Below are 13,499 nucleotides of genomic sequence, written 5' to 3'. Positions count from 1 at the left end.
TTAGTCCGCGTCGTCTTCCTTGCCGAAGAGTTCATCGGCCCCTAACATGACGCCGCCAGTGTTGGCTGAGGTCACCAGGTATTGGTACCGCGCCAGGTAACCGAAGCGGACCTTTGGTTTAAACGGCTTCAACTCTTTTCGCCGTTCTGCAAACTCAGCGTCGGAAACGTCAACGTCCATTGTCCGGTTGGTCAGGTCGATCGTGATCTGGTCGCCATCGTGGATGAGGGCAATCTCACCACCGGAAGCGGCTTCTGGCGAAACGTGGCCGACACAGATACCGTGAGTGGCACCGGAGAACCGCCCGTCAGTGATGAGGGCAACGGTGCGGCCTAACCCGCGGCCGATGATGTCGGAGGTTGGGTTCAGCATTTCGGGCATGCCGGGACCACCCTTTGGCCCTTCGTAGCGAATAACCACGACGTTGCCAGCTTTAACACTTCCGTTATCGATGCCTTCAACGGCAGCGTCATGGGAATCAAAGCAGATGGCAGTACCGACAAACTTGTGAATGTCGGGATCGACCCCGGCCACTTTGATGACTGAGCCGTCCTTGGCGATGTTGCCGTAGAGCACGGACAGCCCACCCTGTTCTGAGTACGGGTTATCCAGTGGTCGAATGACTTCTGGATTGAGCGTGTGTGCGCCAGCGACGTTTTCTCGAATGGTCTTACCGGTGACGGTGATGCGGTCGGAATGCAGGCACCCCTTTTCGATAAGTTCGTTCATAATGGCGGGGATCCCACCGGCAGCGTGGACGTCCTCCATGTTCCAAACGGACGATGGCGCGATCTTGGCTAAATGCGGCGTGCGTTTAGCAATTTCGTTGATGTCGCGTTCACTGTAGTCGATGCCGGCTTCGTGCGCGATGGCCAACCCGTGTAAAACGGTATTGGTGGAACCGCCCATGGCCATGTCTAACGCAAACGCATCGTCCAAGGCGTCCTTGGTGATGATGTCGCGCGGCTTCAAGTCGTTCTTCACGTTGACCATGACTTGCCGAGCAGCTTGGCGGACCAATTCGCGTCGCTGATCAGAAACAGCTAAGGCTGTTCCGTTATACGGTAAGGCAACCCCGAGAGCTTCCATCAGTGAATTCATTGAGTTAGCGGTGTACATCCCGGCACAGGAACCACAGGATGGACAGGCGTTTTGTTCGAGCTTGAGGAAGTCTTCCTTGCTCATTTTGCCGTCCTTGAACGCCCCAAAGGCTTCAAAAACGGACGATAGATTAGCTGCTTTGCCATCTGGCGCTAAGCCCGCCTTCATGGGACCACCGGAAACAAACGTACATGGGACGTTCGTCCGCAGCGACGCCATTAACATGCCGGGCGTGATCTTGTCACAGTTTGGCATGTAGAGCACGCCGTCGAACCAGTGGGCGTTGATCACCGTTTCGGCTGAGTCAGCAATCAGGTCCCGGCTTGGTAACGAATACCGCATTCCGATGTGGCCCATGGCGATCCCGTCATCGACGCCAATGGTATTAAATTCAAATGGAATCCCGCCAGCCTTGCGAATCTCTTCCTTGGCAATATCGGCTAATTCTCTAAGGTGCACGTGCCCAGGCACGATTTCTATGTAGGAGTTACAAATTGCGATGAAGGGTTTTTTCATATCCTCCGGGTTCTTCACCATCCCGGTAGCGTATAGCAAACTACGACCCGGCGCTCGATCGACTCCAACTGTGATCTCATCACTACGCTTTTGCATATCGTCGCCGCTAACCTTAAAGTTTAACGTATCACTCATTTCCATACCTCCAATAACAAATTATTTGAACGAGGAAACTATGACTATTCAAATTATTATGAATTTTATCATGAGATTTTAATTTGTCAATGGACGTTAAGATGCGATAACCACGATTTTTTGTCTCAGGGTGCGTTAAAAACAAGTCATCACAAGGTCTTACACTTGTCTGATTTTGGGACAATTAAATTTAAAAATGATTGTTAAATCCGAATAATCGTCTCAATTTAGTGTACTATTCAGGTAATATTCAAACGATCGTCTAATTGAGTCCAATTTAAGACCAGGGTTCAACCTAATTAAAAATAATTTTCGTCACCAGTGATTTCTTTTTGTACCACTTATGCCTCAAAAATACCGGGTTGCTCATTTAACCGATATAAAATTTTCTCATTTACTTTTAATTTTATCTCTGCTAAGCTAACAACCATTCTAGGAATTCGAGGACAGACAAATGCCAAACCAAACAGTTTTTGCCATTCAAATTATGATTATTGCCCACATTATTATTAACTAAGATGCGGGACATTTTGAGTGCCCGCACATTGCGGGCCCTGTTTGGTACAAGCCAAGGGCCGTTAAGCTCTTGGCTTTTTTGTTTGAACCGGAAGATTCAATCGGAGGTGCCACCTACAACTTATCCGTTTCAGTGTTTCAAAAAACTAAATTAATCGTTAGGAAGGCGATACCTATGCAAGATACTGATGTTTCATCCGTCGAATCCGTGGCGCCCGTTGCCAAGACCAATCCAGCCGCAACCCTAGCCCGTGATTCTGTCAAAACCGTTATTTTCGCGTCCATGATCGGAACCGCCATTGAGTTTTACGACTTTTACGCTTACGGGACCGCTGCTGCAGCGTACTTTCCCAAGGTCTTCTTCCCGGAAGTTACCCCGACCATTGCCGTCCTGCTGAGTCTGTTAACATTCGGCGTCGCTTTTGTTGCTCGCCCGTTAGGATCGTTGGTCTTTGGCCACTTCGGTGATAAGATCGGCCGAAAGAACACCTTGATCGTGTCCCTATTACTGATGGGCTGCTCCACCGTGCTCATCGGTGTGTTGCCAGGGTATTCCACACTTGGCCTTGGATCAGTTATTTTACTGTGTGCCTGCCGGTTCATTCAAGGTGTCGGCCTAGGCGGTGAGTGGTCCGGTGCCGCACTGGTCGCAACCGAAAACGCCCCCGAAAATAAACGGGCATTATATGGGGCCTTTCCAGAATTGGGCGCCCCGCTTGGGTTCTTCTTAAGTAACGGACTCTTCTTCATTTTGGAATCCGTCTTGACGCCCGCCCAAATGATCAGTTTTGGCTGGCGCATCCCATTCTTAGCTTCAGCACTGCTCGTCATCGTTGGCTTCTGGGTTCGGGAACGGATGCAGGAAACGCCACTATTCCGGTTAGCGCAGGAAAAGAAGACGGTCACCAAGTCACCGCTGACAACGGTGTTCAAAACGAGCTGGCGTCAACTGCTGCAAGGCACCTTCATCGTTTCTGTTACATACACCTTGTTCTACACCCTAGCCACCTGGTCACTCTCCTATGCGACAACAACGCTTGGGTTCTCCAATAAGGAATACTTGCTGATGCTGATGGCTGCCATCGTGGTCTTTGCCGTCATGATAGTGGTTGCTTCTCAATTTGCTGACAAGCTGGGGCGCCGCCGCGTCCTGATCACGGCCTCATCGCTGCTGGTCGTTTTCGCCTTTGCGTTCCCCTACCTCTTACAGGGTCAGCACAACGTTGCCGGCGCCATGACCTTCTTGATCGTCGGCTTCATTCTGATGGGCACGGCCTTTGGACCAGTCGGCGCCGTGTTACCAGAACTCTTCTCCACAAAAGTTCGGTACTCCGGTGCTGGGATCTCCTATAACGTTGCGGCCATTGTCGGTGCTGCTTTTGCGCCAACCATTGCCACCTGGCTGTCGACTAACTGGGGTATCCAATCCGTCGGCGCCTACCTAGGTGTCATGGCGGTTGCAGCGTTGATCTCGTTGCTGACTACCAAGGAAACTAAGGAAGTTGATTTCACTAAATAATGGTATGAATAGCGTCACTGGATGAATTTCCGGTGACGTTTTTTTGTAGCTGAGAGGGAAACGTTGGCATGTCGCTTCGTTGCGATACTGAGAATTGCCAACATTAATGGTCACTCCTCATAGTGCTGGTGTGAAGCCTACTAGTACATCATCACATGATATTTTAGTAGGGATAAACCTGCGTTTTTGTGCCATAGTCTCCCTTATTGAGTAATCCCCAGTAAAATAACCATTGTTTATTTCAGTGTCGGCACACAACAGTTTAAGATAATTCATTACTATAGGAAGACTTTTATGAAATTTGAACCCAAATAACGCGCTAAATGCAGGTATGACTTGCATTTAGCGCGTTATTTTTAGCGACAATTGTGCTATATCGAAATAAGTGGGCGAATCAGGCAGTCAAATCAGTGAAAAATGAGCTCAGATTAACCCCTATGTATATCTAATCTACTGTTTCGCAAGACATCCCCAGTAAAATAGTGATCCTAAAACGTCATCAAATGGTGCTGCATGGCGTACTGAATGAGGTCACAGTGGCAATCCAAGGACAATTTGCGCATGATACTCGACTTATGTGCCTCCACCGTTTTGACAGAAATGCAGAGTCGTTCACCGATCTGCTTGTTGCTATGGCCTAGAATGATCAGCGGCAGCACCTCTCGTTCGCGGTCTGATAGGGTGTCATAACCGCAGTTCGTCACTGGTCGGTACGCATCCAGCTGGGTTGCCTCACGCTTATTGAGCAGTAAATTCTGGTCCAAATAAAGCCGACCCTTAGCAACGGCAGTCAATGCCCGATGAAATTCGCGGGCCGGAGAATCGTTGAGTAAATAGGCCAACGCGCCCTTTCTCACAGCATCCGCCGGGTCCGACTGCTCACCCAGTGAACTTAATGTGAGGATGCCAATTTCAGGAAATTGTTTATGTAGTCGTTCCAAAAGCAACAGCCCGTTTTCGCCACGAATGGTTAAGTCGAGCATCACCATCGCCACTGTTGTCCGCTCAATCACGCTAAAGGCTGCCGCGCCATCAGTCACTTGATCAACCACCTGAAATTCCGGCTGTTGGTCGATCAGACAACTCACGCCTGCGCTGGTAATGGCACTATCCGCAATCACAAGTACATTTTTCATTCACCTCATCCTTTCTTTTAGTGAGTGTTTTCTAAGTATTTTCTCATCATACACTTATTTTGGATAAACCGCTAGTCGATTTCCACGCATTGTCACCGTTTGAATAGGTTTACCATAAAATTCAGACAACGTCGGTGCAGTCAACAAGTCCTCGCGCTTACCCTTCCGGACGATTTCACCGCGGCGGAGCAAAAGCACGTGCTTAAAGCACGGCAGCATTTCTTCGGTGTAGTGTGACACCAGTAGCAAAGCGGGATGGTTGGGCATTTCTGCGATCCCCGCCACCCGTTTCAAAAGCTCTTCGCGCGCAAAGAGATCCAACCCGTTGCACGGCTCATCCAAAATCAGCAGCTGCGGTTTAGCCATCATTGCACGCGCAATCAACACCAGTTGCCGTTCCCCTTGCGATAAAACGGCGTACGGTTTTCCGAGCAATTTCTCACCGCCGAGGTCGATCAGCGTCTGCCGGGCAGCCTGCAGGTCGCGCTTAGTAACCTCTTGATAAACACCAATGCTGGCAAATTTTCCGGAGAGCACGATGCTGTCCACAGCGTCGCCAGGATGTAATTGGTCCTGTAACGCGGTGCTGACCCAGCCAACTTTAGTCTTCAACTCAGGAATACTAATGTGCCCAAAGACGCCGCCTAGGACTTCCAATTTACCGCTAGTGGGCCACAGATCCCCTTGAATCATCTTCAGCATCGTGGTCTTCCCAGCGCCATTAAGTCCAAGAATGGCCCAATTTTCCCCGTTCTGGACCTCCCAGTTAAGATGTTTAAGAATCTCCTTCTTCCCACGAGTAACAGAAACATCCTCAAATTTTAAAATCCGGTTCATGTGATCATTTCCTTTCAAGATGGTATTAAGAAAAAACAGCTTTTACACCACTAATGATAGTCATATTAGAATAGTAGAACGATTAGTTAAATATCCGCACTATGTCGTTAACACCATTGCTGTTTTATGTTTCATAAGCATCACTGTCGATATATATGAAAGCAGTCGAGGGCGGATTCTCTACAAACCATCTCTGACTGTCTTTCGATGTTTATCTACCGTTAAAAGCTAGCTCACTATGAGTGGAATGGAGGTATTTGGCACGGAGTCGTGGTGTCGACATCAGTTAGCGACCGTTCTTGGGTCGGTTACTGATGTGCGAGACGATGGAGATCCATTCAGATGGCGCACAGCGACAGCTGAATTAGCTTCATCGCGAGCCACCACGACGGAGTGCCAAATACCGCAATGCAACGGACTAACACGCTAAATCAAAGACAAAAGAACAGCCCTAAATTCAGACTGGAGGGACTGGACCTAGGCTGTTCTCGTATGTTGTTAGTGTTGTTGGTGTGTTACTCAGGAGTAGCTAAAGATTATTCAGCAGTTGGTGTGCTGTACTTGTCAGCATCGTTAACGAATGGCATGTGGGCACGCAATTCAGCACCGACTTCTGACAATTGTGAATGTGCAGAACGTTCGCGCATCTTGTAAAGATCCTTGAAGCCGTTCCGGTAGTCTGCCATGAATTCCTTAGCAAAGCTGCCGTCTTGGATCCGAGTTAAGGCATCCTTCATGGCCTGCTTAGATTCGGCACCAACGACCTTTGGCCCAACGACGTATGAGCCGTATTCGGAAGTGTTTGAGCAATCTTGATACATCTTGTTGAACCCGCCTTCGTAGATCAGGTCACAGATCAATTTCATTTCATGTTCAACTTCAAAGTAAGCTAATTGTGGTGAGTACCCAGCCTCAGTTAAGACTTGGAACCCAGTTTCGATCAGGGCTGTAACGCCACCCATCAAAACGTTTTGTTCACCGAAGAGATCTTCTTCAGTTTCTTCACGGAAGGTGGTCTTCAACAAGCCGGCACGGGCAGCACCGTTGCCCTTGGCGAATTCTTTTGATAAGTCTTCAGCATGGCCAGAGAAATCTTGGTCATAACCGTATAATGCCGGCACACCGAAGCCTTCCTTGTATGTACGACGACAGAGGTTACCTGGACCTTTAGGGGCCATCATGACAACGTCAACATTCTTTGGGGCAACGATTTCTTTGTAGTAAACGTTAAACCCGTGGGAGAAACCTAAGACGTTACCTTCTTCAAGGTTTGGTTCAACGGATTCTTTGTAAACGTCTGACATGACTTCATCAGGGGTCAACATTTGGATCCAATCGGCTTGTCTTGCGGCTTCAGCTGGTGTGTAAACTTCAAAACCATCCGTCTTAGCGGCGTCAAATGACTTCCCTGGGCGAACACCAACGATAGCGTCGTAACCTGAGTCACGTAAGTTGTTTGCTTGGGCATGGCCTTGGGCACCATAGCCGATAAAGGCAATTTTCTTTCCTTGAAGATAGTTAGTGGTAACATCCTTTTCGTACAACATTTCTACGCTCATATACAATTCCTCCGATAATCTATGTTTTTGATAGTAATAGTTAAATCGAGTAATGCCTCGATATGTGGTTCGCGGTTAGGGTACTGCTGTGTGACGAGTTGGCCTTATTAGCCCCACCTCCCTTAAGGTTTTGCGCAGGGTTACATGCCAAACATGTCGTCGTTGGTGTGACCAGGCGCCACCATTGGGTACGCCTGGTCATCAACGGGCACGGTCACTTCGATCAGGGTGGCATGGGTGTCAGCAAAAATCCTTGTCATTTGTGCATCCAGGTCCTCATCAGGTGATAATTTTTGATACTGCAGATCGTAGGCCGCCATCAGTCGTTCAAAGTTTGGCTGGTGGTCAAACGTGGACTTGTAACGGTGCTGGCCGTAGAACTGGTCTTGCCACTGACGAATCATGCCTAGGGCGTGGTTGTTCAGTAAGAAGATCTTGATGTTCAGGTCTTCATTAGCGATGACTTCCAGCTCCTCACTGGTCATTTGAAACCCGCCATCGCCGACAAATAAGATGACATCCTTGTCGGGATTACCAAACTTGGCGCCGATGGCAGCGGGGAGACCGTAGCCCATCGTCCCAAGGCCGCCAGAGGTAATAATTTGTCTGGTTCGGGTAAACGGGTAAGCCTGTGCCGCCCACATTTGGTGCTGACCCACGTCGGTGACAACCGTGGCGTCGCCGTTTGTGGCCTTCCCGGCAGCCGCGATGACGGCTTGGGGATCAAATCCTGGTGCTTGTTGTGCGGACTCGGCGCGGTTGGGATGGGTGGTTGCCCATTCTTGCGTGCGTTTCTGCCATGCAGTCGTATCCGGCTTAGGTGCTGTACTTGCCGCCATTGCGGTCAAGGCTGTTTTCGCATCCGCCTGAATCGCAAACTGGGTCGCGAACGTTTTATTTAATTCTTTCGTATCGATGTCAATATGTAGAATTGTTTTATCATCCGCGTACCCGGCTGGTTTAGGAATCAACCGGTCATCGAAACGTGAGCCCACGTTGACGATAAAGTCGGTCTCGGCAAGGGCCATGTTGGCGGCGTATGTACCGTGCATGCCGCCCATGCCTAGGAACAGCGGAGCACTGTCCGCTACCGTTCCTAACCCTAACAGGGTCGAAACGACTGGTAACTGCCAATTATGTATAAACTCGTTGAATTTTTCGGCACCGCCTGATGCAGCCGTCCCAGCACCAACAATGGCGATTGGGCGTTTGGCATTGCTCAGTGCCTGCATCCCAGCTGCGAGTGTCGTTTTATCAAAACGAGGTTGCGCCGTGGTCTGCGGTTTAGCGGCGGGACGAAATTCAGATGTCTCATCCAAAACGTCTTTGGGGAGATCGATAACGACTGGCCCTTTTCGTCCGGATTGTGCTAGGTCAAAGGCGTCTGTGATCGTCGTCTGCAGGTCGTTAACGTCCATGATCTGGAAGTTGGCTTTGACGATCGGCTTGGTCACGTCCATGGTATTGAGCTCTTGAAACGCTTCTGTCCCAAGAACGCCACGACCAACCTGACCCGTGAAAACGACCATCGGCACTGAATCCATCATGGCATCGGCAATCCCCGTAACCGCGTTGCTGGCACCGGGACCACTGGTGACACTCACGACACTCGTCTTCCCCGTCGCTTTTGCGTACCCTTCAGCTGCGTGCGTTGCCCCCTGTTCGTGCCGAACTAACGTGATATTGAACTCACGATCGTACATGGCATCAAACAAGGAGAGAATCGTACCGCCGGGATACCCGAATAACTGGGTAACACCCTGCTGTCGTAATGTGTCGACTAAAATGCGAGCACCTGTCTCTGTTGTCGTCGTTGCTGGTGGTGTGATTTCTGCATCCATCTATTGCGTCACATCCTTTCACTTCATTTAGTTTTCAATGTGTTACGACCACCAGCCGCGAAGGAGGATTTGCCGCCTCGTCCTTGGCTGGTGCTTCGTAATGGTTAATACAATATCAACTCGATTTTAAATTGTCAACAAGAATTCTAATTATTTTTTAATCGAAATAAGCAATTGAAAATTGCATACTACTTTATAGGCCGAGCTAATTTTTTGAAATTAATTTTGTTGAAATAGCTTTGTAGCACAGCTTACGACAACAACGATTGCTGAGCCGTTATTTTAATGCCATTTTATCCCCAGTAAAATAGCTGGTTATATTGCTAGTTCAAAAGTTTCTCTCATTTTAATTTAATTTTGATAATTGCTAGGTTTTTCAAATCTATTGTGATATAGTTAGCAAAACTAACGTGTAACACACAAGAAAGTGGCTTGGAAAAAGTACCCTGTCAGTTTGGTTCAGAGAGGTCCGGTTCGCTGCAACGGACTCCAACTTACAGGTGAAAGTAGCTCCGAGGCACCCCCGCTTTCTGGTACTGGCCATTATCCAGAGGATATGTGTTGGCATATCCATAAGACACAGGCAACTGTAACCTAAGGTGGTACCGCGCGAAAACGCCCTTTGAGAGTTTATTTCTCAAGGGGCGTTTTGTGTTGTTAGTTTCGCTTCACTATAGAAGACTTCATATTGGCACCAGATTCGCATCATCGCAGAAAGGAATGATTTCATGACATCACACATTATCCTCGCAACGTCCAACGCCCCCATGGCAGAATACTTTGAATCCCAAGGGTTTGACACCTTATATCTAGGCCAGCGTTCGGTGGCCGCCCAATTACTGGGCACAGGCAGCGACAAGGTGTTAAGTCTGCCCGAATATGCGCAGTATCTCAAGTGCATGCGCACCACGACGGACGTTAAGCTGCTTGCCGAGGCGTCCTATGCGTTAACAGAAGCTGACAGTATTGCGGATATGGTCAGCATGCTTGCGGATTGTGGTGCCAATAAGGTCCTGATCGACGACTCCGACCGCCACGGCCACGCGCTGACCTTAGCCAATCTAAGCCAGACGCTGGATGACGTGTTGCAGCGCATCGCGGGTCTGGACACGGGAATCATTTTAAACCTCTGTCACTACGATGATTATGGCATTGCCGGCATCAAGGAACGTGTTGCCCTCGCCCATCAGGCACAGATCGACAGCATCGCATTGAGCCGACTCACCACGGCCACACTGAGTGCATTAGCGCCATTGCTGAAAGAGAACACCGATATTGGTCTGACTTTGGATACGAAAGACCTCAATTTCAGCCTAATTCAAGCCTTAAAACCCGCGTTTGTTTTGGATACCTATCACCCACAGGAAGCGTCAAATCAGTGGGTTCAAAAGACTGGCGCATCAGTCATTACCAAACTATTTATGAGTTAATGCTATTTCTTTAGAAGATCAAAAAGCACGACGGTTTATTCGTCGTGCTTTTTTGGCGTGAGGTTCTTAACCTATATTAACCTATATAATAGGAAGAAAATGAATTTTCAGTTCAATCAGGAATTGACTCATCCCTAGTAAAACGGGAATTCATCTTAAGGGAAGATAACCGCCAAAAAAAATTTAAAAATAAGTCATACCGAAAAAGTTTCAACCAATTTTCGCCAATCTTTAACCTCAATTCCGTAGTATATAGAGTGAACGTTATTAAGAAAGGACGGTTTTTATGATTAATTCCGCCAATCAGCACCGGTTACGGTTCCTGCTGATCCTCGGTACCCTAAGCGCCACTGGACCACTATCCATTGACCTCTACCTACCGGCGTTACCCCAAATGGTGCGCCAATTTCACACGACCACTGCGATGATGCAATTGAGTATCACAGCTTGTCTCCTCGGCCTCGCCGTGGGACAGCTGATCAGTGGGCCGCTCAGTGACCACTTCGGCCGCCGAAAGCCGCTGTTTATCGGGTTTATTGTTTTCGGGTTAGCCTCGCTGGCAATCGCCGTCAGTCATTCCGTCAGTTTGCTGATCGGGTTGCGCTTCGTTCAGGGACTCGCCGGTGCCGCCGGCCAGGTGCTCTCCAGAGCGGTTGCCCGCGACCTTTTCAGCGGCAAAGCACTGACGCAGTTTTATGCGTTATTGAATTCAGTGAACGGTCTATTTCCAATTCTGGCGCCAATCATTGGCGGCTTTATGATCAAATTTGTGCCCTGGTCCGGCATCTTTATCCTGTTGGGCGTAATCGGCTTTCTGCTATCTGGGCTGATTCTGATCGGCATTCCCGAAACGCTGCGTCCTGAGAATCGGCTGACTGGACCGGTATTTCAGAGTTTTTTGTCATTTGGCACATTACTGAAACAGCAAGGATTCTTTAGTCAGTTGCTGATCACCGGCGTGGTTTACGGCAGTCTCTTCAGCTACATTGCCGCGTCGACCTTTATTTACCAGCAATTATTCCACCTTTCAGCGCAATCATTTAGTCTCATTTACGCGTTAAACGGGTTGGGCATCGTTATCGGCAGCGGTCTACCTGCCCGCCTGACCGGCATCAGTACCTATCGTCAGTTGAGTTCAGGCATCGGGCTGTGCATGGCGGATGCGATGGCCTTACTGCTGGGCGCCTACCTGCACTGGGGATTGGTGATGATTGCCGTCTTGATCTTCCTGTTAGTGATCGGCGTGGGCATGTTGCTGACACTGACCACCGCGATCATTATGGGCGAGACAACGCAGAACGCTGGCGGGGCATCGGCATTGATCGGGTTATCGCAAAACGCTTTTGGTGGGTTATCCTCACCCCTAGTGGGTCTCTTCGGTACCAATAGTCTGGCCCCAATGGCTGGACTGGTCTTGATCTATAACCTGATTGCTGGTGGTCTGGCCTACCGGGTCCATCATCAACTTCATAAATAGAACGTCATAAATAAAAGGAACGTTGTACTTAAGCAAGTACAACGTTCTTTTAGTGTTCTTGATGTGTTGCCCGCCACTCCTTCAAATAAGCGAGCCGTTGTTTAAACCGTTTTTCATTGCCTTGTTCAGTCGGTTCATAGTACTCATGACCAGCCAATTCATCAGGCATCGTCGTCATGGTGGTTAATTTTTCGGCTGAATTATGGGCGTACTGGTAGCCTTCGCCGTACCCGAGATCCTTCATCAGCTTGGTTGGGGCATTACGGATCTGCATCGGCACGGGCACGTTGCCGGTCTGCTTCACATCCGCCTTTACGCGATTCCGCGCCGCATAAACGGCGTTCGACTTTGGCGCCAGTGAGAGATAGATCACCGCTTCGGTGAGGTGCACATCACACTCCGGCATTCCCAGAAACTGACACGCTTGAAACACGTTTACGGCAAGATTCAACGCATTCGTATCCGCCAGCCCAATGTCTTCACTCGCAAACCGAACCAGCCGCCGAGCAATGTACAGCGGGTCCTCGCCGCCATCCAGCATCCGTGATAACCAATAGATTGCAGCGTCAGCGTCACTGTTGCGCATCGATTTATGCAACGCCGAAATGATATTGTAATGCTCTTCGCCATGCTTGTCATAGCGCAGCGATTTAGTATTCAGCAGCGAATCCAGATCATTAACGGTGATGGTCACGGTTTTGTTTTCGCGATGGCCATTCAGCACAGCCATTTCCAACGTGTTAAGGGCGATCCGCGCATCGCCGTTCGCAAATTCAGCCACCATCTTGAGCGCATCCGATTCAATGTTTACGGTCAAATCAGGGAACCCAGCCGGATGCTTCAGCGCATTGTCTAAGAGGTGCTCAATATCGTTTACCGTTAGTTTTTTCAACACAAAAACTTTGCACCGTGAAAGTAACGCTGCGTTGATCTCAAACGAGGGGTTCTCAGTCGTTGCCCCGATCAGGATGATGCTGCCACGCTCAACAAAGGGCAGAAACGCATCTTGCTGCGCCTTGTTAAACCGGTGGATCTCGTCGATAAACACAATGGTGCGCTGGCCAATCTCCCGGTTGCCTTCAGCTTCCTCCATGATTTTTCGGATCTCTTTAATCCCGCTAGTCACCGCGCTAAACGTGATGAAGTGTGATTTCGTTTGGTGGGCAATAATCTGCGCCAACGTTGTTTTCCCCACACCTGGTGGTCCCCAAAAGATCATCGAAGACAGCTGGTCGTTTGCAATAATGTCCTGCAAGATCTGGCCATCGCCGAGAATCTGCTGCTGCCCAATAAAATCCGCCAATGTTTCCGGTCGCACGCGGTTCGCTAACGGACTATTTTGCCGCTGCTGGTCATCAAATAGTGAGCCCTGTTCCATCCGAAAGCCTCCCTTCTCAGTTGATAAAAAGACCGCGACACACTAAACCCCTAA

The 13,499-nt window shown here is 49.2% G+C and carries 9 protein-coding genes; 3 read left to right on the top strand and 6 right to left on the bottom strand.

Annotated elements, in window-relative coordinates:
- Positions 1-1,752, bottom strand: a complete 1,752-nt coding sequence (ilvD, locus tag AYR61_RS04725; RefSeq protein WP_065901898.1) for a dihydroxy-acid dehydratase — start codon at positions 1,750-1,752, stop codon at positions 1-3.
- A 691-nt stretch (positions 1,753-2,443) separates the two neighbouring features.
- On the opposite strand from ilvD, the gene AYR61_RS04720 reads away from it, so the two are divergent.
- Positions 2,444-3,787: an MFS transporter gene (locus AYR61_RS04720; RefSeq protein ID WP_065901896.1), complete on the top strand. Its 1,344-nt coding sequence runs from the start codon at positions 2,444-2,446 to the stop codon at positions 3,785-3,787.
- Positions 3,788-4,275: 488 nt separating this feature from the next.
- Here AYR61_RS04720 and AYR61_RS04715 read toward each other — a convergent pair whose 3' ends face one another.
- The 4 genes from AYR61_RS04715 to ilvB all read right to left on the bottom strand — a co-directional run bounded on the left by AYR61_RS04715 (position 4,276) and on the right by ilvB (position 9,160).
- The gene (locus tag AYR61_RS04715) at positions 4,276-4,923 is read right to left on the bottom strand and encodes a LuxR C-terminal-related transcriptional regulator (protein WP_054710738.1); all 648 of its coding nucleotides are present in this window, start codon (positions 4,921-4,923) and stop codon (positions 4,276-4,278) included.
- 54 nt (positions 4,924-4,977) lie between these two features.
- Positions 4,978-5,760, bottom strand: coding sequence for an ABC transporter ATP-binding protein (locus AYR61_RS04710; RefSeq protein WP_065901894.1), 783 nt, complete (start codon positions 5,758-5,760; stop codon positions 4,978-4,980).
- A 536-nt stretch (positions 5,761-6,296) separates the two neighbouring features.
- A complete protein-coding gene (gene ilvC, locus AYR61_RS04705) occupies positions 6,297-7,319 on the bottom strand; it encodes a ketol-acid reductoisomerase (RefSeq protein WP_065901892.1) in 1,023 nt (340 codons plus the stop codon).
- 140 nt (positions 7,320-7,459) lie between these two features.
- Positions 7,460-9,160, bottom strand: coding sequence for a biosynthetic-type acetolactate synthase large subunit (ilvB, locus tag AYR61_RS04700; protein ID WP_065901891.1), 1,701 nt, complete (start codon positions 9,158-9,160; stop codon positions 7,460-7,462).
- A gap of 728 nt (positions 9,161-9,888) precedes the next feature.
- On the opposite strand from ilvB, the gene AYR61_RS04695 reads away from it, so the two are divergent.
- Both AYR61_RS04695 and AYR61_RS04690 read left to right on the top strand, forming a co-directional pair.
- Positions 9,889-10,590: a hypothetical protein gene (locus AYR61_RS04695; protein WP_054710736.1), complete on the top strand. Its 702-nt coding sequence runs from the start codon at positions 9,889-9,891 to the stop codon at positions 10,588-10,590.
- A gap of 286 nt (positions 10,591-10,876) precedes the next feature.
- The gene (locus tag AYR61_RS04690) at positions 10,877-12,067 is read left to right on the top strand and encodes a multidrug effflux MFS transporter (protein ID WP_056987238.1); all 1,191 of its coding nucleotides are present in this window, start codon (positions 10,877-10,879) and stop codon (positions 12,065-12,067) included.
- A gap of 49 nt (positions 12,068-12,116) precedes the next feature.
- Here AYR61_RS04690 and AYR61_RS04685 read toward each other — a convergent pair whose 3' ends face one another.
- On the bottom strand, positions 12,117-13,445 hold the full coding sequence (locus tag AYR61_RS04685) for a replication-associated recombination protein A (protein WP_056987237.1): 1,329 nt from the start codon (positions 13,443-13,445) through the stop codon (positions 12,117-12,119).
- Between the last annotated feature and the right edge of the window lie 54 nt (positions 13,446-13,499).

Origin of the sequence: Secundilactobacillus paracollinoides, from assembly GCF_001702155.1 — a bacterium.
GTDB classification, from domain to species: domain Bacteria; phylum Bacillota; class Bacilli; order Lactobacillales; family Lactobacillaceae; genus Secundilactobacillus; species Secundilactobacillus paracollinoides.
Note: the sequence above shows the minus strand (reverse complement) of the source record. Positions and strands in the feature narration are given on the sequence as shown.